This window comes from Acinetobacter defluvii (assembly GCF_001704615.3).
Classification (GTDB): domain Bacteria; phylum Pseudomonadota; class Gammaproteobacteria; order Pseudomonadales; family Moraxellaceae; genus Acinetobacter; species Acinetobacter defluvii.
Window position 1 is genome coordinate 309,454 of record NZ_CP029397.2, and the last position, 23,398, is coordinate 332,851.

The following is a 23,398-nucleotide window of genomic DNA, read 5'->3' on the forward strand; positions in this document are numbered from 1 at the left end:
GAGATTGACATGGCAGAACGCCTAAACAATGACTTTCAATTTCTGGATGTAGCACGTCAAGATCCAGAGAAAAAAGATATTGCTGTCCGCAAAGCTGAGTTTGTGGAAATTTATAAACCTTTTACTGCGGAAGTGGCTGCGAATCAGACTCACCGTTGTTTAGGTTGTGGTAATCCCTATTGTGAATGGAAATGTCCTGTACATAACTATATTCCAAACTGGTTAAAGCTGATTGCAGAAGGTCGTATTTTCCAAGCAGCCGAATTGTGCCATCAAACCAATACCTTGCCTGAAGTGTGTGGTCGTGTTTGCCCACAAGACCGTTTATGTGAAGGGGCTTGTACCTTAAATGATGGTTTTGGTGCGGTCACGATTGGTAATGCAGAAAAATATATCAATGACACCGCTTTCGCTTTAGGCTGGCGTCCAGACATGTCTCATGTGAAATGGACAAATAAAAAAGTGGCGATCATTGGTGCAGGACCTGCGGGGCTTGGCTGTGCAGATATCCTTGTGCGTAATGGTGTGAAACCAGTTGTATTCGATAAGCGTCCTGAAATCGGTGGCTTGCTCACTTTCGGTATTCCTGAATTTAAAATGGAAAAAGATGTGATGAAACGTCGCCGTGAGATTTTTTCAGGCATGGGCGTTGAATTCCGTTTAAACACTGAAATTGGTACAGATATCACCATTGATCAGTTGCTTGCAGACTATGATGCTGTATTCATGGGTATGGGAACATACACTTATATGAAAGGCGGTTTTGCAGGTGAAGACCTTGATGGGGTAGTTGATGCACTTGATTTCCTGATTGCGAACGTTAACCGTTGTCAAGGTTGGGAAAAAGATCCATCAGAATATATCAGTGTTGAAGGCAAAAAGGTGATTGTACTCGGTGGTGGTGACACTGCGATGGACTGTAATCGTACTTCAATTCGTCAAGGTGCTGAATCAGTCGTTTGTGCGTATCGCCGTGATGAAGAGAACATGCCAGGTTCGCGTCGTGAAGTGACCAACGCACGTGAAGAAGGGGTTGAGTTCCAATTCAACCGTCAACCGACCGAGATCGTGGGTGAAAACGGTAAAGTAACGGGTGTGAAATTTATCACAACGCAACTCGGTCAGCCTGATAGTCGTGGTCGTCGTAGTCCAGAGCCTGTACCAGGTTCAGAAGAAATTTTGCCTGCCGATGCTGTGTTACTGGCTTTTGGTTTCCGTACTTCGCCGGCAGATTGGTTTGCAACTACGAATATCAATCTTGATGGTTCAGGTCGAGTGATTGCTGCTGAACAGCAACAATATAAATTCCAAACATCTAATCCGAAAATCTTTGCCGGTGGTGACATGGTACGCGGCTCTGATTTGGTTGTAACTGCAATCCATGAAGGCCGACAAGCAGCAGAAGGTATTTTGGATTACCTTGACGTTTGATTGGACGATAACGTTTAAATTCCAAAGACCCATTTCCAAGACCCGCAGTGATGCGGGTTTTTTTTTTTTACGATAAAAGGTACGATAAAGTGTAAAAATATTCTCATCTAAATAATTTGTAAATTATTTTTTATTTTCATGGGTTTATATTTTTATTCATCAGAAGATAAATAGTACTAAATTGGCTGAAATGACAGAATTAACATTTTAGTCAATTGTGTGATCATTTCGGCAATGTACAATTTTAATTGATCTGTCAGTATAGTTTTAAATTCCAACAAATGTAGGATTATCCCGATGACAGTTGCACAAATGGCGAAAGAAAAATCATATTTAAACCGCCCAAAAGCGATTGGGATTAAAGTACGTAAGCCTAGCTTTAACCCTAAAAATATTCGTAGACATTTCTTTGCGAACTCTCCTGTGATGTCACATTTATTGACTGCACTTTCTTCTACATTTCCGATTGGTGAGCAGTTTTTTGTTCACAGTGTACGAAATGTGCGTGACAAAATTACGGATGAAAAGTTACAAGCTGAAATTGCGGCTTTTATTGGACAAGAGGCGATGCACTCTAAAGCACATGCCGAGTTTAATGATGCTTGGCGTCGTGATGATTATAATCTCGATAGTTTCCAAGCATGGTTAGGTCGTCGTGATGCATTTATAAAAAGTGTTCATCCTAAACTCCAGTTAGCGGTAACCTGTGCTTTTGAGCATTTTACTGCATTGTTAGGGGGGTATATTTTGCGTCACCCTGAAGTACTGCAAACCTTAGATGAGGATGCGATTAAACTTTGGGTTTGGCATGCGATTGAAGAAATTGAACATCGTGCAGTCGCCTTCGATGTTTATCAAACGATTTATCATGATGATAAAACGCGTCGTACTGTGATGCGTAATGTGACTACAGGTTTTGCCAGTCTAACGTTTTATTCTGCAACCCGTTTGTTTATGCAGGATTGGCGTAAGAGTTTGCCAAAAGTGCCACAAAATCTTTTTGGTATTTATATGATTTCAAAAATGTTGATTTCATTAATTCCTGAGTATTTGTCTTATTACAAAGCAGATTTTCATCCTTCAGAGATTGATTACACCAAGATAGTGGCATACTGGAAGGAAAAATTAGCAGATGAATATCATATGGAAAGTTTCCAAGAAGAAGCTCATCCACCCTTGTACAGCTAAAATTTGGATATAAAAAATTGATTTTAAAAAGCCAATGTTGATCATTGGCTTTTTGTTTGAAATTCTAAAAAATCAATGAAACGCATCAAAGCGTATCATCTTTAATTTTTTTGAGTTTACGTTGGCGTTGCCAAGGAAGTGGACGATCGAGTGCCTCAGGAACTTCCCCTGAAGTTGAACGTAAGCGTAAGTGAATTGCGGCTTGCGCAATCAAATTTGCCGATACAGGTGCAGTAATAAAAGCAAATAGGGTAATTAATAATTCTGCAAAACCAAAACGTCCTTGAAAAGCGGCATAAATCATCGCTGCCAACAAGAAACTTCCTAGCCCTAAAGTACTGGATTTGGTCGGTGCATGCAGTCGCATAAATAAATCGGGTAATTTAACCATACCGATTCCGCCCACCAAGAGGAAGAATGCACCCACAATTAAGAAAAATGATACGATAACTTCCATGATGAGTTGCATATTCATTATCATTCGCTCCTAATCGATCACATGACCAATGGTAAAATAACGTGCCAATGCTGCAGTTGAGACAAAACCCAGCATTGCCACCAATAATGCACCTTCAAATAAATTGGTACTTGCCCAATAAATGCCTAAAATTACCACCAAACAGGTTGCATTTAAAAATAAAGTATCTAAGGCTAACAAACGATCAACGATAGATGGTCCAATAATTAAGCGGTATAGGCAAAATAACATGGAAATGCTCAATGCCAATAAACTAATTCCCAAGGCAAAGGGTAAAATAGTCATGAGTTATCTCCTTGATTTGCATTAAAAATGGCAATTAAAGGCATTTCATAACGTGTTTTAATCTCATAGATTTCGGCATCAGGATCGTCTGAGCTTAAAGAATGAACCAAAATATCACCACGTTCTTGATCAATTCCTGCAGTCACTGTGCCTGGCGTTGTAGTAATGATCATCGCCAACAGAGTATTTACATGTTCATGATCTGTGTCTAAAGGCACACGATACCATTTTGGATGTAAGTTTTTGGTGGGACCAAGCACCTGTTTTGCTACACGAATGTTGGATAGAATAATATCCCATAGCACGACGAAAAATAGTTTTATGGCTAAAACCCACTGAATATTCGGTGTACGCACAATAAAAGGTTGTACCAATTTAGGAATGATCAGCCCTAAAAGTAGCGCACAGAAAATATCAAACAGCTCAAAACTATGCCCAAGCATGAGCCAACTTAAAGCCACCACCAATGAAACAAAAGGATGGGGAAAACAACGGTCAAGGAATGAAACTTTATTTTCCATTTATTGCTCCATTGGCTGTAATTTGCTGTCACCAAGTGGCGTTTCTTCTTGCGCTTGGTGTTGGATTTGACGCTGTTTGTATTCAGAAATATGTTCACCTTCTAATGTTTTTGGTGAAACGATATACGGTATAACGTAGGCATTGGCATCAGGACTTTCGCCACCATATTTGGTTTCTGGTAAATAGTTGCGATCAAATGGCTGTACGCTAATGACTTGATTTTTTTCATCCGTTTTTAAGATGCTATGTTGATACAGTTCTGCATCTTTTAATTGTTTCGCTGTTAACTCTAAATAATGCACAATCGGCTGCGCACATGCCACATACAAAATCAAACCTAACAATAAAAGATAAATGGTTTTATCATTTCGTGCTGGTGCTTTTTCAGGTAATTGTTGATAGGCTGCAAAGGCTTCTTCTTTGGGATTATTTTCAGGTGTGGTTGCTCGCCAAAACAGCACGAAGCCTGCACGGGTAAATGCAATGATACTAAGCAAGCTCACCAATAAGACAATGATAATAATCCATAATTGATATGCTGAACCTGCGGTTGCTTGCAAAATCAAAACTTTACCTAAGAAACCGCTAAAAGGCGGTAAACCTGCCATCATGAGTGCAATAATAAAAAAGCTAATAGAAACAGCTTTTTCTTGCTTCATTTTTGGTGCAACTTTCAAATTATCTTTGAATGAGCCACGTTGAGAGGTGATCCAGCCACAGAGTAAATAGAAAGATGCAGCGATGATGGTGCTGTGTACCATGTAATACAAACCTGCTGACCATGCAGTTTCATTGAGCAAAGCAATCGCAACTAAAATTGTTCCGACTGAAGATAAAATCATAAAGCCAACAAAACGTCTTAAACGTTCAGCACCTATTGCTGCGATTGCACCATATAGTGATGTAATCAGTCCGATTGGCAATAAATAATTACTGAAAATTTGTTGTGCCCATGCATCCTGAAAAACTGTACCATTGACCCTTAAAAATGAATAAATTCCGACTTTGGTCATGATGGTAAATAATGCGGCAATAGGTGTTGCTGCAACTGCATAGGTCTTTGGTAGCCAAAAACCGACAGGTAGCATGGCTGCTTTGATACCAAAGACGACAAACAGCAGTAAGCCACCTGCAACAGCCAGTGTATGTTGGTCATTTTCTAGTGTGGGAATAATCCGAGCAACATCTGCCATATTTAGGCTACCCACGCTGCCATAAATCATGCCTAAGCCGATCAGAAACAGTGCTGAAGCCAAAAGGTTAATGGTGACGTAATGAATACCAAGTTGGAAACGTGCTTTCCCTTGCCCATGTAACAATAAGACATAAGATGCCATGAGCAAAATTTCAAAAAAGACGAATAAATTAAATAAATCACCTGTTAAGAACGCCCCACACACACCCATAAGTAACAGATGTGACATGGCATGGAAATAACGTCCACGTTCATCCCATTCTTTACTTGCAAACCAGAGTAGCGGTGTGGCAAGTGCATAAGTTAACACCAACATTAAAGCGGATAAACGGTCTAAGACCAACACAATCCCAAATGGCGCAGACCATTCACTGAGCTGATAAACAAAGATTTGTCCCGTATTCGCCTGATAGAGATAGTACAGTGCGGTGGCAAAACCCAACACTGCAGAAATTAAACTGATACTGCGTCGCCAAGGTTGTCGCCAGTCATGGGCTAAAGAGCCAGAACCAGGATTGCCTAATAAAATCAGGATAAAGCCTGTAAATGCAGGAATTAAAATGCTGAAAATAGGAGTATGAGACAGCCAAAAATCAAGAAAACTCATTATGGCGTATCCTCACGTGGGTCAAAGTTACTCGGTTCATCCTTAGAGTCCACATGGTCTGTTCCTGATTCATAACGACTACGTAAAGCAAGTTGCACGATATAAGCAGTCGTGGCAAAACCAATCACAATTGCGGTTAAAACCAAAGCCTGTGGTAAAGGGTCTGTGATTTTTGATGGGTCTGTTAAAACAGCAGGCGCATTGATATGTATCCTGCCCATGGCAAACAAAAATAGATTCACCGCATAGCCGATCATGGCTAGACCTAAAACCACAGGGAAAGTACGTGCACGTAACAGTAAGTAAATGCCAGTGGCAACCAGTAAACCGATAGAAGAAGCGAGTAAAAACTCTAAACTGATCATGATTTACTCCTTAGGTACAGGACCAGACATACTTGAATGTCGAGAGTCGCCAAGAACTGAAATAAGCAACATTGTTGCACCCACTACACAGATGTAGACCCCTAAGTCAAATGCAGCTGCGGAAGCGAGATGGAATTTACCGAAAATACTGGTTTCAACATAAATATGTGCACTAGTAAGGAATGGACGTCCCCACAGCCATGCTGCAAGCCCTGTTAAACCTGCAATTACTAAACCTGTACCAATCCAGATTTCATATAATCGACCTGATTTAGCCCGTAATAATTGTTCAGCTTTGTCTTGCCCCAAACCGATATATTGAATCACCAATGCCATTGAGGTAATTAAACCAGCAATAAAGCCACCACCAGGTAAATTATGTCCACGTAGGAAAATATACAGACTTACCACCAAAGCCAGTGGCAATACCCATGATGCAGTCATGCGGAACATTAAGGGTGAAGGGTTAAAGCGGAAAGTTAAGCCTTGGGTCATGGTTGTCCCGTGCGCACGCATACCATCCATCAAACACAATGCACCAATCGCAGCGATGCCCAATACTGTTATTTCACCAAAGGTATCGAAGCCACGGAAATCCACCAAGATCACATTGACGATATTTGAACCACCACCTAACGGAATTGACTGCTGTGCAAAGAACCAGGAGATCGAATTATGGTCACGGGTTAAAAGTAACCATGCAATCCAACCCACCCCTAAACCACCGCCGATGGCTAAGATAGCATCACGCCAACGCCGTGTACGACTTGATTCATAAGGCGTGAGCTGTGGCAATAACGATAAGCTCATTAATAAAAGTACAGTGGTCACGACATCGACAGTGATTTGGGTTAATGCCAAATCAGGTGCAGACATACTCACAAAAACCATCGTCACGACTAAGCCAACAGCACCACTGATCAAAACTGCTTTGATACGTTCATGGTGAAACCAGAGCATCATCCAGCAGCCAGAGAACAATACAAGCCATAAAACGATGGCAACAAATGGTGCATGGGTTAGTTCACGCGTTCCTGTACTGAGCCCTTGATTAAATATTGGAGTAGCAACGATGACAATACTAAATGCAACAATCCAAAATAAATACGTTTGTAAAGAGCCTGTTTCGGTGGAACGTTTAAGCTTTTGTGCAAAACGTAATAAATATTTGAGAAAATTTTCAAAAATTAAATAACCTTGCAGTCGTCCAAGTTTTGGATCAAGGTCAATTTCTCGGATACGGCTGCCTTTAGCCAAAGCAAAATAGAAAATCACACCGCCGATTAAAGCGATTACACTCATCAGTAACGGTAAATTTAAACCATGCCAAATGGCTAAATGCACCCCAGCAAAGTCTGCCATTTGCGTGCTTGCACGTGTACCTGCATTGACAATATTTTCAACCAAAAGAGCAGGTAATAAGCCTACTGCAATACATAAAATTGCCAATAAAATCGCAGGAAAACGCATCCCGATTGGGGGTTCATGTGCATCTTTATTAGGTACATCTTTGCCCAGATCACCATCGAAAAATACGCCATGTACTAAGCGGGTTGAATAGGCTACAGCAAATAAACCTGCCAAGGTAGCAACGATGGCTGCCAGTACCACATAAGCCCCAGAAAGATTGGCTAAAAGTTCAGTAAAGAACATTTCTTTAGATAAGAAACCATTAGTCAATGGAACGCCTGCCATCGAAGCAGCCGTGATCATGGTCAATGTGCCAGTGAAAGGTAATAATTGCCATAAGCCACTGAGTTTTCTTAAATCTCGTGTACCAGATTCATGGTCAATAATTCCTGCGATCATGAATAACGCAGCTTTGAAGGTGGCATGGTTAATGATATGGAAAATGGCTGCGGCAACTGCAAGCGGTGAACCGACTCCAAGCAAACAAACAATTAAACCTAAATGGCTGATGGTCGAGTAAGCCAATAAACCTTTTAAATCTTCTTTGAAAATGGCAAAAAATGCTGCCATGCATAGGGTAAACAGACCAATGCTGGTCACAATATTATGAAACAGTGCGGAACCGACAAAGATGGGTAATAAACGTGCCAACAGGAAAATCCCTGCTTTAACCATCGTTGCAGAATGCAAATAAGCCGAAACGGGGGTAGGCGCTGCCATGGCATTTGGCAACCAAAAGTGAAAGGGAAATTGTGCACTTTTGGTAAATGCACCCAGCAAAATCAGCACTAGAATAGGAACAAATAGATGACTGTTTTGAATGGTATCAGTCATCGTTAAAATTTGGTCAATTTGATAAGTTTGGGTCACTTGTCCCAATAACACGAAACCGCCCAGCATGGCTAAACCACCCATGCCTGTAATGGTCAGCGCCATACGTGAACCACGTTGCGCTGCTTCATAATTACTCCAGTAACCCACCAATAAAAAGGAGGAAATACTGGTGAGTTCCCAAAATACCAGTAAAATAATTAGGTTATTTGATAATGAAATGCCCAACATCGCTGCCATAAACAGCATGAGCAAAAAATATAACTTACTGAGAGAGTTTTTAGGACTGAGATAAAAATAAGCGTAAATATAAATCAGTGTACCGATGCCTGTAATCAACAGAGCGAAAATCAAACCGAGCGCATCAAGACGGAAACTTAAATCAATCCCTACTTGTGGCAACCATTGCCAACTTTGTGAAATCACAGAACCTTGAACGACTTGCTTTGCTTGAGTCAGTAACAAGATGAAACTGGTTAAACTGACTCCAATCGCCCCTAAAGCTGTAGCCCCTCGCGAGACATGTTTTAGCCAAGAGACAAGGGTCGTGCCGAGTATGAGCGGTAGCAATATGATAATCGGTAGCACACGTATATCCATTGTCGTGAATAGGTGATGAAACCTATAGTGAATTTTATCTTTCAATGATTTGAGGAAAGCAAAGAACCATCCAATGACTTAAATCTTGAAAGCCGAAAATATGTTAGAAAAACAAAAAAATAAGTTGTATTGCACAACTTGATAAAACGATTGAAAAATCGATATGAATTGAAAAATCTAATTCATATTGATTTTTTCATCTTATTACATGAGCAGTTCAACATCAATTTATTTTGTTAGTTTTTGCACAAACACGTATGATTATACGTCTTATGCAACAATAAATTTGTTTAAAAATTATTCAACAAGCGTAAAGTTTTAATATGCTGTCGCCAAGAACTGACTTTTTCTTAGGACAATAGACACTAAGGCGATATTCATGATTTGAGAAATATGCGTATTTCTTGCAATGGGCAAAAGCAGACTTTTACTTCATTCGCATACATCTGATTACAACACAGACTTTTGAGAATTTTGGTCATCATCAATGTGCAATAATGCACGTAAGTGTTGTTGCTCTTGTGCTGACATTGTTTGGAATTGAGCAAAGAGTTGATCTACGGTAGATAAGTTTTCTTCTGCAATGTGTTCTGCTTCAGTATTGTCGGAAGCTTGGTCTTGTAAACGCATATAAAGCTGTTCTAAATCCGCCTGATATTGTTCGAGTTTAATTTCTTGAATTTTTTGTTGCTGAAGTTGTAAGCACTGTATATTTTCACCAGATTCAAATAAATATTCATGTAAGGTACTCACAATAATTTGAAGCTGTGGAAAAGCCTGATGCAAACGAGGCAAAATCAGTTGTGCATGTTCTTGATCTAAATCGATATCGATTTGGTCAATCAGTAAAATTCCATCACCTTCTAAACATGGGTATAAACTCAACGGATTCAGCAAACATAAGCGCCGTACGATATCCCCAACCAAAGCGATCCAGTTTTTAATACTATTTGAAAGTTGTTGAAAAGGTTGGGTTTTATGTTGATACGTCACCATTAATTGCAGCTTAGGTTGATATTCTATAAAAATATCCGTGAGTTCAGGCAGGACGGTATTTAAACTTTGTTTCAGAGCTTGTAGGTTTGGGCTATGTAAATGACTACGCGCTTGCAACAAAGCGCTTTGAAAATTTGAGTCGGTTTTAACTGAATCACTTGGTAGCGTTGAGCGTTCACTTTTATGTAAAATTTGTTGAAATAGCTGCGCTGCTTGTGCATTTTCAATGTCACTGATTTCTCGAAACCATTCAAAAAAACGTGCAAAAGTGGTGAATGAAATTGCTGTTAATTCATAGGCTGCATTACTTTGCATCACCGCAGGATTATTTTTATTGAGTAAATTAACTTCATTAATAAAACGGTCTACAGGATAATACGCAATCATAGGTAAACCCTGTAAAGGGTCTTGCTGAATGGCTTTTAAGTATAAAGCGACCAATTGTTCAAGCTGAGTAATTTCCGTGCGACTGATACCTATACCATTGGCATTTAAGGTTTTATAGAGTTGCCATGAGCAAATTGAATGATCTTGTGCATTTGAATCACTACTTTCTGGCAATGTGCCTAATTCATGCGGAATTTGGATCGCAATATCGATTTTAGCTTGTAAGCGATTTTGCATAATGTCTTGATCTAACATGACTACGCCAGGTGTGCGTAAGTCCTTAAAACGAGCTGCAAACCATGTTAATGATTGATAAATACTTTTTAAAATAGCAGTCTTACCTGAAGCCTGCGCACCTAAAATGACTGTAAGTGGCTGCTGGGCTGGGTTTAACTCTAGTTTTAAATCTGCAAAATGATAAACGTGACGCAGATGAAGAGAGAGAAGTTTCATACTATACCTGCAAATATCAATAAGCGTTTTAAAAGTTATGCAGTCGCTTGATTTCTTAAAGTTAACGGGCTTTTAACTGTTGAATAAGGTCATAAATATGATGAATATTTAGACTTACTTTGGCACGGGTACAAGCCACGTACAATAAGCGCAGCTCTTCATCACTGATTTTATGTTCAAGTCCATTGATTTTAAACTGGTAATCATCTTCAAGATGTACCCGATTCCATTCCAAACCTTTGGCTTTATGGGCAGTCGAAATGACATAATCAGCTTGCTCTATCGGGGTGATTTTGGCAAGTGCTTTTTTAAGTGGATCTGTGCCATGATCATCGACCAGTTTAACTAAAGGTTTGATATCACTCCCATCATTGGTTTCACAATATTCATGTACATCATGCCAAGAATTAAACCACGCCAGCTCAGGTACATCGGTAACACGTTTACCTTGTTTAAGCAAACTTGCGGCATCGACAAAACGATTTAAACGAGCATGGTCGGCTTGTAAGCTGACTTTGTCACCTTGTACTAAACCTGACAATAGCAATTCCATCGCACGGGCATTGGTACGGCATAAGATTGCATCACGCATTTTAGTATGTGGTTTATTGACCACAGTCGATTTTAAGTCAGGGTTGCCTAACAACGGTACAGTTTCATTCAACGCACCCAATAAACTATTGGCAACTTCGGCAACAGACTCACCAAAACGAAATGAAGTAGTCAGACGTGACTCAGGTAAAGGCATTTGTTGCATGGCATTGACTGCACCACGCCACGCATAGATTTGTTGGTGGGCATCACCCACATAGATGACTTGAGTACTGCGTTGACGCAATAAAATCCCGAGCATCAACGGGTCAGCATCTTGCGCTTCATCAAACAACACATAATCGGCTGGAATAACTGGATCAGACAGTGCCCATAATTTTAAATAAATATCATGTCCAATACCTGCTTGATGATCTTGATCAATTGACTCCAACCAACGTCGTTCAACTGCAGGATAAAGATGTTTTTGTAAGCTTTCTACATCATCAGGGTGTAACCAGTTTGGGGCTTGAATATGTCGAGGTGCGGGATACTGCGAGCTAGTCGAACAGAAATAACTGACAGCATTGGCAACAAGACTCGCCAAGCGACTTGGCATCAGCACATATTTTTCATAACGTCCGCCCATCATGCGGCGTAGAGTGATCGGTTCTAAACGATATTCTTTGGCAATGAAACTTGGACTTAAGCGTGGCAAGCGAAGCTTATCGGTAACTCCACGTGGAACGCTGCGAAACGCCAAAGAGTGAAAAGTACGACAGTCGACATTACGATGAAATTTATGTTGTGCTTCACTGGCAATCGCTTTGTTAAATGCCAAATACATGCCACGACGCTGTGGCATGGCATCACTGATCAGTTTTAACGTGGTGGTTTTCCCTGTGCCTGCATAAGCAATCACTTTAAAAGATTGACCTTTTTGAGCTTCTGCAATTGCAAAATTTTGTTCTGAGGTGGGTTTGAAAATATCAGGCACAGTATTAAAAATTCTTTGAATGATGCAAAAATGGAATACACCATCATAGCAAAAATTAACCAAGAAGAATGCTTAAATTTGATGAGAGTACTTCACCTAGCTTTGAGCGAACAGAAAAGAGCTTATTGAGGTGAATAGCAGTTATCGCTGAAATGCACGAGGTTTCTTTCTGCGAATATAAATGGTTTTATGCACTTCAGCGATTCTTGAGCCGGATTCATCAAAAATATTCAAGATATAAGAGCGATGCACAGGTGCAAAATTTTCAGCTAAAGATTTAACATGTTCAATTTCAGCAAAATCTAAGCGAATGTCTGCAAAAACTGTGCTACGTCCTGGTAGCAAAAATTGAATAGTCGCAGATTTATCCCAAACAATATATTTATCACCCAAATGATGCATCAAGATCAGCATATAAAATGGATCAATCATGGAATACAAACTACCGCCAAAATGCGTACCAACAATGTTTTGATTTTTATGCGTTAACGGCATTTTGACACGGACATAATAATTTTTCAGATCAATCTTTTCGATTTCGATCCCTGCACCTTTATAAGGTGAATAATGATTCAGGAAAAATTTAGAGATAAATGGGATTGTCTGTAGTTTCTTGATAACGTTGATCATGGTCAATTCTAGTTCGATATTTTTAGCTCATAATAAATAATCAAAAGTGATGTGACATTGATCAAAATGCACAGTACAGTCATTGCAAAGTCAATGTGAAAACAAAAAAGGTATTTAAATGCAAGCACAAACTCATTGGATTTTAACGCAAGATCAACAAAAAATTTTTGCAAAAACATGGGGTAAGCCTGAAAAGCCTGCTTTGGTTTTGGTGCATGGTTACCCTGATAATCAAGAAGTATGGGAACCGATCATTGAACAATTAGTCACAGATTTTTACATTGTGACTTATGATGTCCGTGGTGCAGGGCAGTCTTCAGTGGCAAAACGTATTCGTGATTATGCCTTACCGCGTTTATCTTTGGACTTAGAATGTGTCGTCAATGAATTATTACCCAATCGGGCTTTTCATTTGGCAGCGCATGATTGGGGTTCGATTCAGTCGTGGGAATCCGTAACTGAAGCAAAATTCAAAGATCGTATTTTATCTTATACCACGATATCAGGACCGTGTTTAGACCATGCAGCGTTTTGGATGCGTGATCAGTTTTTAAATGAAAAAAGTAAATTTTTTAAACAATTATTTAAGTCTTGGTACATCGTAGTTTTTCAATTACCTGTAGTCGCACCCACCATTTGGCATTTCTTTAATCCTGATCGTTGGGGCATGGTGCTGAGTCAATTGGAAAAAACCAAAGATTTACCATTAAATCCAAATATTTCTAAAGATGGTGAACATGGAATTGCATTGTATCGTGCCAACTTTGCGCCACGTTTGCTCAAACCTCGCCAGCGTCATGCAGTTTGTCCTGTGCAGGCTGTGGTATTAAAACGTGATAAGTTTGTCAGTCCAGAGCTAATTGATGAGATGCCGAAGTGGGTGGCGGATTTTGAACGTGTCGAAGTGGACGCAAACCATTGGGCTGTATTGAGTCGTCCACAAGAAATTGCAAGGTATATTGCTGAGTTTGCCAACAAGAAGCAAGGTTAATGTACCCAAAAATAAGTTGAATAATAACTCGATAGAAGGGGGTAATTTTATCCAGAATCTCTGTTAAAATGCCCCCTTTTTCTATTCATCTCATCTTATGATCGCAATTATTGCTGCTATTGTAGTCATGTTTGGACTAGCTTTAGCTCGTGTACCTGTGGTTTTTGCCTTAATTATAGGTGCAATGACAGGCGGACTATTGGCAGGGCTTGGGTTACAAGGAACTTTAGAAGCTTTTAATAATGGTTTGGGTGGTGGTGCAAAAATTGCACTTGCTTATGGTGTATTAGGTGCTTTTGCTGTCGCACTGGCGAAATCAGGCTTACCTGATTTATTGGCGTACAAACTTATTAAGGCATTAAAAGCAGATGCCAATGCATCAGCACAGAAAACAGTGAAGTTTGTAATTTTCTTTACCATTGCATTAGCTGCCATTTCTTCACAAAATTTAATTCCTGTGCATATCGCATTTATTCCAGTACTTATTCCCCCCTTATTGAGCGTGTTTAATCACTTAAACTTAGATCGTCGGGCTGTTGCGTGTTTGTTGACTTTTGGCTTATGTGCAACCTATATGTTAGTACCAGTAGGGTTTGGTGCAATTTTCTTAAATGATATATTAGGTCAAAACATTAACACTTTTGGTAAACCTTATGGATTTGCTATTACTTATGATCAAATTCCAAAAGCAATGGCAATCCCCGTCTTGGGTATGTTTGTGGGTTTATTATTTGCATTATTTGTCAGTTATCGTAAGCCAAGACATTATCAAGACATTCAAGTTGAAAATAAAACACAAAAAATTGCAGATGAAGTCAAAGCAGGTCAGGATGGAAAACCACAGATTGCAACTTTTACATTGATCATGGCACTGTTTGCAATAGTCGCCACCTTGTCCGTACAGCTATATTCAGAATCTATGATTTTAGCGGGTTTGGTGGGTGTTGCGATCTTAAGTTGTGCCGGTATCTTTAAGTGGAATGAGGCAGATGATGTCATTGTTTCAGGTATGCGTATGATGGCTTTGGTGGGTTTTATCATGATCTCAGCACAAGGTTTTGCATCTGTGATAGAGGCAACAAATCAAGTTCCTACCTTAGTTGCGGCATCGGTTGAGTGGATAGGTAACAGTAAAGGACTGGCTGCGATTTTGATGCTTTTGATTGGTTTGTTGATTACTTTAGGCATTGGTTCTTCCTTCTCTACTGTGCCAATTTTAGCCATTATCTATGTGCCTTTATGTATCCAATTTGGATTCAGTCCAATGGCAACGATTGCCATTATTGGTACAGCAGCAGCATTAGGGGATGCAGGTTCGCCAGCTTCTGATTCAACTTTAGGACCGACAGCGGGTTTAGGTGTGGATGGTCAACATGATCATATGAAAGACAGTGTTGTTCCTACCTTTTTACACTTTAATATTCCATTATTGATCTTTGGTTGGGTTGCAGCAATGGTACTTTAATCTCTAAAAACGTTCTAAATCATGATGACATCTTATCAATTTTTCGTTTATAAAAATGAGAATTGTTTGCAAAGATGTCGTCATTATTAATATAATGATTTAATAATAAAAGCATATAACTATTAAATATAAGCAATATTAAAGTTTAGTAATTAGGTTGGAATTAAAACCAACTTGTAAACTATGATTTAAAATAAAATTAAATTATAATCAATACCTTAAAAATAATATTACAAAATATTTAAAAATGTGACTTGCAACATAATTAAATGCTGTGTTTAATAATGCTAAGGTTTATTTTTTACTTGGGGTATTAAAATGTTAAAACAAATTGCTCTAGTCTCTTTAATGGGAATTTCAACTTTATCTTTTGCGGATTGGCAAGTAAAAGTAGGTGGCTCTGTTATTTCTCCTACTCAAGATACAAATACAGCTTTAGGTGTGGTGAAAGCCGATCATGAGTTCGCATTTACGCCTTCAGTAGAATATATCTTTGGTGAAACTCCATTCTCTGCTGAAGTGTTATTGGCAGCACCAATTGGTCATGATGTTTTATTAGACGGTAATAAAGCTGCAAAAATTAAACATCTTCCACCAACAGTAACTTTTAAATATAATTTGAATAACTCTTCTCCATTCACACCTTATATTGGTGTCGGTGGTACAGCTTTTATTGCATGGGATGAGTCTGGTGCTGCGAAGAAAGTCAAAGAAGACTTTGGTTTTGCAGGTCAGATTGGGGTGAACTTTAAACCTGCTGATGCGAAAAACTGGGGGGTATTCTTTGATGCCCGTTATGCACAATTGAGTCCAGAAGTGACTTTAATTGATGAGTTAGGTGGTGGTAAATTTGATTTAGATATCGACCCAATGGTATATACACTGGGTTATAGCTACAGATTCTAAGTTTTAGAATTAAGCTGTTCCTTAAAAACCTCAGATTAATCTGAGGTTTTTTTATGAAATAGACTTAAGAAATTAAGTTGAAAATTACCAGAATGAGACAAAAAATCATATTCAAAAACAGTGAAGTTTCTTATGATTAATCAAATAACTTTTGAAAAGAGCACTGTGAAAATGACGAATAAATTTTTAGGTATGGCTGTGCTTTTAAATGGCTTATTTTTATTTTCAAATGTCCATGCAGCAAGTTTTAAATGCGAAAATGCAAAAACCAAAACAGAACATGCAATTTGCGAACATCGTACATTAAATGATGCTGATGTCAAAATGGCAACAACCTATAACATCATTAAACGTTTAGTGCCCATGGGAACACGTAGTGCGATTCAAGATCAACAAGTCAAATGGTTACGTTTACGTGATCAATGCCAAGACAATGTAACGTGTTTGAGTGATGTCTATAAAATGCGTCAACAAAAACTTGATATATACATGGAGCGTGTCTATCAACAAGGACCATTTTAAATTTTTTTAGTTTATCCTATTGAAATATTCTTAAGTCACTCCATTTCTAAAGCATTCAATAAAAAAGTGTTATGAGTTTAAGGAGTGATTTATGAGTGAGCAAAGCGCACAAAAGCATAGTTTCCAAGCTGAGGTTGCACAGCTTTTACATTTGGTGACACATTCACTTTATTCAAACCCTGAAATTTTCCTACGTGAATTGATTTCAAATGCTTCAGATGCATGTGATAAATTGCGTTTTGAAGGGATTAACCATCCTGATTATTATGAAAATGATCCAAATTTGCATGTCCGTGTCAGCTTAGATAAAGAGGCAAAGACGATTACCATTTCTGACAATGGGATTGGTCTAACTCAACAAGAAGCGATTGATAACCTAGGAACCATTGCAAAATCGGGTACCAAAGACTTTATGTCCAAACTCACTGGCGATCAGAAATCTGATGCACAGTTGATTGGTCAGTTTGGTGTAGGTTTTTATTCAGGCTTTATCGTTGCTGAAAAAATTACAGTAGAATCACGCCGTGCAGGTGAACTAGCGACTGATGGTGTACGTTGGATTAGCGCAGGAACAGGTGATTTTGAAGTTGAGCAAATCAACAAAGAGAGTCGTGGTACAGACATTATTTTGCATTTACGTGATGATGCACTTGAATATTTAGAATCTTATAAAGTTAAACAAATCATCAATAAATATTCGGATCACATCAGCTTGCCAATCGAGATGCAAAAAGAAGTATGGCAGGAAGAAGAGGTTGCTGAAGGTGAAGAGCCTAAAGGCGGTCAGTATGTGAAAACTGATGAATGGGAAGCGATTAATTCTGCAAGTGCGTTGTGGACCCGTAACAAAAATGAGATCAGCGAAGAGCAATATGTTGATTTCTACAAAAATTTAACGCATGACTTTGAAGCACCTCTGGCATGGGCGCATAACCGTGTCGAAGGTAGTACGGAATATACGCAATTGCTTTATGTGCCGAGCAAAGCACCAGGTAATATTTTCACACGTGAAGCCAAAGCAGGCATTAAACTCTATGTAAAACGTGTTTTTATTATGGATGATGCGGATAACTTGATTCCAAATTATTTGCGTTTCGTACAAGGTGTGGTCGATAGTGCGGATCTTCCGCTTAACGTTAGCCGTGAACTTTTACAAGAAAGTCGTGATGTTAAAACCATTCGTGAAGGAAATACTCGCCGTATTCTCACCATGTTGGATGGGTTGGCAAAATCAGAAGATGAAAAAGACCAAGAGAAATTCAAAACCTTCTATGCTGAATTTGGTTCAGTAATTAAAGAGGGCTTGGGCGAGGACTTTGCTAATCGTGAACGTATTTTAAAATTATTGCGCTTTGCAACATCGACCAATGATGAGGTGTCGACTTCACTAGAAGCTTATAAAGCACGTATGAAAGAAGGGCAAAAAGCCATTTATTACGTGACGGCAGATAGCTTGGTAGCAGCGAAAAACTCACCACAACTGGAATTGTTCCGTAAAAAAGGCATCGAAGTTTTGCTTATGGCAGATCGTGTGGATGAATGGGCAATGGAGTTCGTGCATGAGTTTGATGGCACGCCAATGCAAAACGTGGCAAAAGGTGCAGTTGATCTTGGTGATTTACAAGATGCTGAAGAGAAGAAAGCACTTGAAGCAGCTGCAGAGCAGTTTAAACCTGTCGTTGAAAAATTGTCTGATTCACTTAAAGCCAAAACCAAAGAAGTACGTGTAACGACACGTTTGGTGGATTCTCCTGCATGTTTAGTGACCAGTGAAGGTGAGCTTTCTCCACAATTGATACGTATGTTGAAACAAGCAGGACAAGCTGTTCCGGAGTCAAAACCGATTCTTGAAATTAATCCAGAGCATCCATTGGTAAAAAAATTGGAAGGTTCAGCACAATTTGATGATCTTGCCAACGTGATCTTTGATCAAGCGGTGATTGCAGAAGGTGGTTTACCTGATGACCCTGCGGAATATGTAAAACGTATTAATAATTTATTGTTAAAATAAGCAATGCTGCTGAAAAAGAGCCTGTCGTGAGCGATGGGCTTTTTTATGTGCTGGCGTTATTTTTTGTTGAAAAATTAGATGAAAAAAATACAATTGTGGATAACATAAAAACATGAGTGGATAAGTCTTTACTTATCCACAGATCATTAAAATCACGCTTTAAAATAATGCTTCTAAACGGACTAAAGTACTTAAATAATGACTTTTGTCTTCACGGTGATCATTAAAGTAGTTTAAATCGCCTTGAATATAAAACCATTCACGTCCTAAAGGTTGACGCCAAGAAACAAAGGGTCCCCAACTATTTAAACGCAAATCGTCATTATTATAAAAACCACCTGTATAAATACCATAGTTAAAGCGGTTGCCTTTAAAAAATTGATGTTGGCGATAAGTACGATTATCCCAAGTTAAATCATCATCTTGCTCATCAGCGTAGGTTAAATTCAATTGATTAGATAAAAAGGCTTGATTAGGACGCGCATGGGTTAATTCTAAATTTGTCCGTAGATAATTTTCACTATCGATGCCATAACGATAAATTTGCTCAGCATGGAAGGTGAAATCATGACTGAGTTGCCAGTCTTTCTCTGCTTTTAAGCGTGCGTAAATATCATCACCAGAGCGAATACCAAGGTCTGCATCTACATCAAAAGGTAATTTCTTCGATAACTGTGACCAACGTAATGCAATGGAACTATTGTCATCACGGATACGTTTACCATCTACGGATTTATCTGGATTGCCGCTTGGGTTTTCATTGGTAATGGCAATATTATTTGTTATTTCATTGTCTAAGGAGTCATCACCAAAAACCAGACTCAGACGATTTTCTAATGCGGGTAATTTTATTTTCCCTCGAATACGCGGTTTGATATCATAACCATCATGTTCATTCCAACGATTATCGAGCAAAATTCGTAAAGTGGCTGACGCTGGATCATTTGGATCGCTTTCACCAAACCAATTATTCATACGAGTAGCTGTTCGATCCGCCCAATTTCGAACACCTTTTTGCTTTTGATCCATCCATGTGGCATTTTCTGTTTGCTGTGTAGAAGGGACAATAGGCTCATCCGATTCTTCTGGTAAAACAGTAGGCGTGGCATCTAATAACTTTGGAATATATTCTAATACATTAAAATCACCTTCAAACTGTGGCGAAGGGATATAAATTGGTGCAGTATTTGTGCTCGTCGTTGAGTTTGTATTTTGCGCATAACCATACGTACTCGCTAGACAAACAAGTAAAAGGATAGAGCTTTTATAAAATGGAACTGAGTATATAATTTTTTCCATAATGTTCTGTATCCAACTATTTGATTTAAAATATAAATATGGGTTCAGTCCGATCATTAGGATGAATACAGAAATTATAGTTGATTTTTCAAGCAAGTAATGAATATTTTCTTACAATTTACCTGTCGATTACAAAATTAGAACCTTCACTGAAATGCAGACTATAAAAAACCTCTTCTATTTAGATAGAAGAGGTTTGGTTGATTGTACAAATTTTAAAAGCTAAGCGGAATGAGGACAATATTTCTTTTCATAAACTTTGCCTGCAATACCACCCACCAATGCACCACTAAATGTGCCAAATACAGGAAGAATACTCCCCGCAACTGCACCAATTAATGCACCTTTAACAGTCGGTGAGAAACGTGATTTTTTATTGGGCTGGGCATTTTCTGTATGGGAAGAATTATTTGAATCTGTCGTCAATAGTTCTGAATTTGGGTTTGTATCAGTCATAATATCTCTCTACGTTAATGGATGAAAAATTTCATGCTGAAATTGTTATTCACATGAACCGATGTAACTACCATAAGATGGAATAGACTGATTAAGCTGTAGTTTAGCTGTAAGTTATTCCGCCTTTTGGTTAAGCTAAATTGCACTGCGTAAACAAAATGTACAAAGCTGTAAATAGCAGAGAAGTATTGAATTGAATACAAATAAATAAGCGGACAATTTTTGTTTTTAAAACCTTAGAAACTAAAAATCCTCCATAAAGGAGGATTTTTAGTCTTATAAAATAAGAAAAATAAAAGAAAACTTACAGCGCATGAATTTGGTTAACTAAATTCTGTCGCATAGAATATAGCAACTTGCGTGCGATGAATAGTCTTTAAAATACGGATCAAAGTTAAGCAAATAATGAGAACTGACAAATTTAAGTCATTTTTGGCGCAATAAGAAAATGTATTTTACATATATATTATAAAAATATAATTGATTTAACGATATTTTTTTATAAAACTCTATTTTAAAAGTTATTGTTATTTAACAAAATTTTGTTGTAATCTGACCAAAAAAAGCACATTAATAAAAAAATCAATTGCATACTAAATATACAGTTTCATCATTTAACTTTACATAAAGACGGCATATTTTTAGTTATGTGACAATCATGTTGCTAAAAAGTGTTTATTTTTTAAACGAATTAAAAATAGCAAAATAATCAATTATGATAAGTTTTTACCAATAAAAAGTGAGTATAAATCATGGCAATAGCAAAAGTTGTTGAAGTAAACTCAAGCAGTAATAAAAGTTTTGAAGATGCTATTCAAACAGGTATCCAAAAAGTCACTGAAACTGTAAAAAATGTCCAAGGGGCTTGGATCAACGAACAAAAAGTCATCGTAAGAGAGGATAAAATTACTGAATATCGTGTGAATTTAAAAGTAAGTTTCTTGGTTGAATAATCGAATCAATGTCAAAAATGATCTTGAGTGCCAAGCCCACAATGCTGTGGGCTTTTTTGATTATAGACGGTTAGATTATTTTTGATCGACTATTTCACAACTGTCCTCATTGCAAATATCGCTTTGTGAGTTTTCGAGCTCTTGGTTTGACGTCGTGGATAATGCTTGTTCGAGTACTTGTATAAAAACCTCACGTGGTTGTGCACCAGCAAGGGCAATACGTTGATCAAATACAAAGAAAGGTACACCTGTGACTTTGAGCTGTTCACGCGCAACTTCTTGGTCAAATTTGACAAAGTCTGCAAATTCATCTGAGTTCAATACATCATCGACTTCAACAGGATTTAAGCCAATTCGTGAAGCGACATCCTCAATCGTTTCCCGCTCACCAATTGGTAAACCTTGTGTCATATAGCTATAGAAAAAAGCTTCTTTGGCTTCTGAACCAAGTCCTTTGCTTTGCGCAAGGTGAATAATACGATGTGCATTAAACGTATTTCCTGAATTGGCATTTTCCCAATTAAACTCGATACCTTCCTCTTTTGCCATCGCTGCAATATTGCGTTGCATGTCTTCGACTTCAGCCAATGTACGACCATACTTTTGTGCAAGGCGCTCAGAGTTAGAAATTTCTTGACGAATTGGAGCTTCAGGATCGAGTTCAAAACTATGCCAATGAATTTCAAGTTCGATCTCGGCTTGTTGTGCTGCGGCTTCTAAGCGTTTTTTACCGATATAACAAAATGGGCAAACGACATCTGACCAAATATCTACACGCATGGGGATTCCTTAAATGGCTTAATTAAGTAAGAGGGTAGCCTCATCGTTTCAGGATTTAAAGCTTTTTTAGTGAGAGATATTGACGGAATTGGGATTGAGTACTGATTTATCTATTTTATCTATAAATGTGCATGAAAATTATACAGTTTATAAAATTTAGGTTAATCTAATGATTATTCCTTATGAAAGAGAGATTTATGCGTCGGATCATGAGCATTGTTGTTGTGGTTATTTTAGCGATTGTTGCTTATTTGGGTTATCAGCATTATCAGTTGAAACAGAGTGAGGCACAACGGCAAATGTTTGATGTGGTCATGACTGAAAAAATGCAGACTTTATATGATGTTGCGCAAGATTGGTCGAAGCCTGTCACGATGGATGTGCATGATGCACGTTTAAGTGGGGATTATCAGGTTTTGTCTGAGTTTATTTTAAATTATTGGCTAAATAATATTGAAACTCGTAATACGTATTTAAGGGATTTGGAAGCTGCAAAATGGAATCACGTTTTAGATGTGAATCGTTTAGATGCTGATCGTAAGCAGAAGTTCGTTGAAACTGAGCAAATGTTACAAACGGTGCGTCGGATCATGACACAGTATCAACGTCAAAATCTGGCAGATAAGCAAGATGCTTTGGCAAAAGTGAAGACTTTAGACATTGATCATATGTTGCAACAACCTTTACAGGAAAAATTAGAGAAAAATCTAAAGTTAGATCAGGAAAGCGCTTTGATTGTGGTGGAGTTGCAAATTTTAGATAAGACGGAACAGATGTTTGTGTTATTGAAAGAGAATGATTGGCATAAGGAAAATGGGCAAATCATGTTCCAAAAGGATGCTCAAGTGAAGCAGTTTAATGCTTTGTATCAGGATGTTTTAAAGTTAAATAAAGAGATTGAGCAGAAGAAAAAACAGAATGCTGAAGAGATTGAAGGGGAGTTTTGAGATAAATTTTAAGCCAATCGATTGATTGGCTTTTTTGTTTAATTTGGAGAAATAGTAAAATTATGTTAATAATCAAAATTAGAATGAAATTTTATTTATAACGACAAACTGTGTCGTAAACTACTTCTTTTTTTAACTTTAAAAAATTAATCTAGAGGGATC

Annotated in this window: 21 protein-coding genes; 9 read left to right on the forward strand and 12 right to left on the reverse strand. The window is 38.2% G+C overall.

The genetic code is table 11. The features are described 5' to 3' along the window. The first annotated feature begins 9 nt into the window (after positions 1 to 9). Both DJ533_RS03810 and DJ533_RS03815 read left to right on the forward strand, forming a co-directional pair. The gene (locus DJ533_RS03810; RefSeq protein WP_065993315.1) at positions 10 to 1,431 is read left to right on the forward strand and encodes an FAD-dependent oxidoreductase; all 1,422 of its coding nucleotides are present in this window, start codon (positions 10 to 12) and stop codon (positions 1,429 to 1,431) included. A 297-nt stretch (positions 1,432 to 1,728) separates the two neighbouring features. Next, entirely contained in the window at positions 1,729 to 2,619 is an 891-nt protein-coding gene (locus DJ533_RS03815; RefSeq protein ID WP_065993316.1) for a metal-dependent hydrolase, read from the forward strand. An 85-nt stretch (positions 2,620 to 2,704) separates the two neighbouring features. Here DJ533_RS03815 and DJ533_RS03820 read toward each other — a convergent pair whose 3' ends face one another. From DJ533_RS03820 to DJ533_RS03860, 9 genes are all read right to left on the reverse strand, one after another. After that, positions 2,705 to 3,088, reverse strand: a complete 384-nt coding sequence (locus tag DJ533_RS03820; RefSeq protein WP_065993360.1) for a Na+/H+ antiporter subunit G — start codon at positions 3,086 to 3,088, stop codon at positions 2,705 to 2,707. An 18-nt stretch (positions 3,089 to 3,106) separates the two neighbouring features. Continuing rightward, positions 3,107 to 3,382 carry a monovalent cation/H+ antiporter subunit F gene (locus DJ533_RS03825; protein WP_065993317.1) on the reverse strand — a complete coding sequence of 92 codons (276 nt, stop codon included), beginning with the start codon at positions 3,380 to 3,382 and terminating at the stop codon, positions 3,107 to 3,109. Next, positions 3,379 to 3,903: a Na+/H+ antiporter subunit E gene (locus DJ533_RS03830; RefSeq protein WP_065993318.1), complete on the reverse strand. Its 525-nt coding sequence runs from the start codon at positions 3,901 to 3,903 to the stop codon at positions 3,379 to 3,381. The genes DJ533_RS03825 and DJ533_RS03830 overlap by 4 nt, the downstream gene beginning before the upstream one ends. Then, positions 3,904 to 5,709: a monovalent cation/H+ antiporter subunit D gene (locus tag DJ533_RS03835; RefSeq protein WP_089024777.1), complete on the reverse strand. Its 1,806-nt coding sequence runs from the start codon at positions 5,707 to 5,709 to the stop codon at positions 3,904 to 3,906. Further along, on the reverse strand, positions 5,706 to 6,071 hold the full coding sequence (locus DJ533_RS03840; protein ID WP_065993320.1) for a Na+/H+ antiporter subunit C: 366 nt from the start codon (positions 6,069 to 6,071) through the stop codon (positions 5,706 to 5,708). Before DJ533_RS03840 ends, DJ533_RS03835 begins: the two co-directional genes overlap by 4 nt. Before the next feature lie 3 nt (positions 6,072 to 6,074). Beyond that, positions 6,075 to 8,912, reverse strand: coding sequence for a monovalent cation/H+ antiporter subunit A (locus DJ533_RS03845; protein ID WP_065993321.1), 2,838 nt, complete (start codon positions 8,910 to 8,912; stop codon positions 6,075 to 6,077). 450 nt (positions 8,913 to 9,362) lie between these two features. Further along, a complete protein-coding gene (locus DJ533_RS03850; RefSeq protein WP_065993322.1) occupies positions 9,363 to 10,748 on the reverse strand; it encodes an AAA family ATPase in 1,386 nt (461 codons plus the stop codon). Positions 10,749 to 10,809: 61 nt separating this feature from the next. Further along, positions 10,810 to 12,276 carry a UvrD-helicase domain-containing protein gene (locus DJ533_RS03855; protein WP_065993323.1) on the reverse strand — a complete coding sequence of 489 codons (1,467 nt, stop codon included), beginning with the start codon at positions 12,274 to 12,276 and terminating at the stop codon, positions 10,810 to 10,812. A 141-nt stretch (positions 12,277 to 12,417) separates the two neighbouring features. Further along, positions 12,418 to 12,906: a PaaI family thioesterase gene (locus DJ533_RS03860; RefSeq protein WP_171488529.1), complete on the reverse strand. Its 489-nt coding sequence runs from the start codon at positions 12,904 to 12,906 to the stop codon at positions 12,418 to 12,420. A 118-nt stretch (positions 12,907 to 13,024) separates the two neighbouring features. Between DJ533_RS03860 and DJ533_RS03865 the strand changes: the two genes are divergently transcribed. The 5 genes from DJ533_RS03865 (at position 13,025) to htpG (ending at position 18,801) form a co-directional block, all read left to right on the forward strand. After that, complete coding sequence (locus DJ533_RS03865; RefSeq protein ID WP_065993324.1) at positions 13,025 to 13,897, forward strand: alpha/beta fold hydrolase; 873 nt, start codon at positions 13,025 to 13,027, stop codon at positions 13,895 to 13,897. Positions 13,898 to 13,994: 97 nt separating this feature from the next. Beyond that, positions 13,995 to 15,362: a Na+/H+ antiporter family protein gene (locus DJ533_RS03870; RefSeq protein WP_065993325.1), complete on the forward strand. Its 1,368-nt coding sequence runs from the start codon at positions 13,995 to 13,997 to the stop codon at positions 15,360 to 15,362. Positions 15,363 to 15,680: 318 nt separating this feature from the next. Beyond that, complete coding sequence (locus DJ533_RS03875; protein ID WP_065993326.1) at positions 15,681 to 16,268, forward strand: OmpW/AlkL family protein; 588 nt, start codon at positions 15,681 to 15,683, stop codon at positions 16,266 to 16,268. A 192-nt stretch (positions 16,269 to 16,460) separates the two neighbouring features. After that, entirely contained in the window at positions 16,461 to 16,790 is a 330-nt protein-coding gene (locus tag DJ533_RS03880; protein ID WP_065993362.1) for a lysozyme inhibitor LprI family protein, read from the forward strand. A 91-nt stretch (positions 16,791 to 16,881) separates the two neighbouring features. Next, positions 16,882 to 18,801, forward strand: a complete 1,920-nt coding sequence (htpG, locus tag DJ533_RS03885; RefSeq protein ID WP_065993327.1) for a molecular chaperone HtpG — start codon at positions 16,882 to 16,884, stop codon at positions 18,799 to 18,801. Between the two features lie 159 nt (positions 18,802 to 18,960). Here htpG and DJ533_RS03890 read toward each other — a convergent pair whose 3' ends face one another. Next, positions 18,961 to 20,100 carry a hypothetical protein gene (locus DJ533_RS03890; RefSeq protein ID WP_065993328.1) on the reverse strand — a complete coding sequence of 380 codons (1,140 nt, stop codon included), beginning with the start codon at positions 20,098 to 20,100 and terminating at the stop codon, positions 18,961 to 18,963. Positions 20,101 to 20,322: 222 nt separating this feature from the next. Then, positions 20,323 to 20,559 carry a hypothetical protein gene (locus DJ533_RS03895; protein WP_407647741.1) on the reverse strand — a complete coding sequence of 79 codons (237 nt, stop codon included), beginning with the start codon at positions 20,557 to 20,559 and terminating at the stop codon, positions 20,323 to 20,325. A 749-nt stretch (positions 20,560 to 21,308) separates the two neighbouring features. Here DJ533_RS03895 and DJ533_RS03900 point away from each other — a divergent pair. Further along, positions 21,309 to 21,509, forward strand: a complete 201-nt coding sequence (locus DJ533_RS03900; protein ID WP_065993330.1) for a dodecin family protein — start codon at positions 21,309 to 21,311, stop codon at positions 21,507 to 21,509. Positions 21,510 to 21,584: 75 nt separating this feature from the next. Here the strand turns inward: DJ533_RS03900 and DJ533_RS03905 are convergent, their stop codons facing one another. After that, complete coding sequence (locus DJ533_RS03905; RefSeq protein WP_065993331.1) at positions 21,585 to 22,289, reverse strand: DsbA family oxidoreductase; 705 nt, start codon at positions 22,287 to 22,289, stop codon at positions 21,585 to 21,587. Positions 22,290 to 22,486: 197 nt separating this feature from the next. Between DJ533_RS03905 and DJ533_RS03910 the strand changes: the two genes are divergently transcribed. Next, positions 22,487 to 23,236 carry a hypothetical protein gene (locus tag DJ533_RS03910; protein ID WP_065993332.1) on the forward strand — a complete coding sequence of 250 codons (750 nt, stop codon included), beginning with the start codon at positions 22,487 to 22,489 and terminating at the stop codon, positions 23,234 to 23,236. The last annotated feature ends 162 nt before the right edge of the window (positions 23,237 to 23,398 follow it).

Coding starts and splice junctions, on each gene's coding strand:
- DJ533_RS03860 (WP_171488529.1), bottom strand. CDS start 12,906: ATGATCAACGTTATCAAGAAACTACAGACAATCCCATTTATCTCTAAA.
- DJ533_RS03815 (WP_065993316.1), top strand. CDS start 1,729: ATGACAGTTGCACAAATGGCGAAAGAAAAATCATATTTAAACCGCCCA.
- DJ533_RS03825 (WP_065993317.1), bottom strand. CDS start 3,382: ATGACTATTTTACCCTTTGCCTTGGGAATTAGTTTATTGGCATTGAGC.
- htpG (WP_065993327.1), top strand. CDS start 16,882: ATGAGTGAGCAAAGCGCACAAAAGCATAGTTTCCAAGCTGAGGTTGCA.
- DJ533_RS03875 (WP_065993326.1), top strand. CDS start 15,681: ATGTTAAAACAAATTGCTCTAGTCTCTTTAATGGGAATTTCAACTTTA.
- DJ533_RS03830 (WP_065993318.1), bottom strand. CDS start 3,903: ATGGAAAATAAAGTTTCATTCCTTGACCGTTGTTTTCCCCATCCTTTT.
- DJ533_RS03890 (WP_065993328.1), bottom strand. CDS start 20,100: ATGGAAAAAATTATATACTCAGTTCCATTTTATAAAAGCTCTATCCTT.
- DJ533_RS03865 (WP_065993324.1), top strand. CDS start 13,025: ATGCAAGCACAAACTCATTGGATTTTAACGCAAGATCAACAAAAAATT.
- DJ533_RS03810 (WP_065993315.1), top strand. CDS start 10: ATGGCAGAACGCCTAAACAATGACTTTCAATTTCTGGATGTAGCACGT.
- DJ533_RS03820 (WP_065993360.1), bottom strand. CDS start 3,088: ATGCAACTCATCATGGAAGTTATCGTATCATTTTTCTTAATTGTGGGT.
- DJ533_RS03880 (WP_065993362.1), top strand. CDS start 16,461: ATGGCTGTGCTTTTAAATGGCTTATTTTTATTTTCAAATGTCCATGCA.
- DJ533_RS03850 (WP_065993322.1), bottom strand. CDS start 10,748: ATGAAACTTCTCTCTCTTCATCTGCGTCACGTTTATCATTTTGCAGAT.
- DJ533_RS03840 (WP_065993320.1), bottom strand. CDS start 6,071: ATGATCAGTTTAGAGTTTTTACTCGCTTCTTCTATCGGTTTACTGGTT.
- DJ533_RS03900 (WP_065993330.1), top strand. CDS start 21,309: ATGGCAATAGCAAAAGTTGTTGAAGTAAACTCAAGCAGTAATAAAAGT.
- DJ533_RS03870 (WP_065993325.1), top strand. CDS start 13,995: ATGATCGCAATTATTGCTGCTATTGTAGTCATGTTTGGACTAGCTTTA.
- DJ533_RS03910 (WP_065993332.1), top strand. CDS start 22,487: ATGCGTCGGATCATGAGCATTGTTGTTGTGGTTATTTTAGCGATTGTT.
- DJ533_RS03845 (WP_065993321.1), bottom strand. CDS start 8,912: ATGGATATACGTGTGCTACCGATTATCATATTGCTACCGCTCATACTC.
- DJ533_RS03905 (WP_065993331.1), bottom strand. CDS start 22,289: ATGCGTGTAGATATTTGGTCAGATGTCGTTTGCCCATTTTGTTATATC.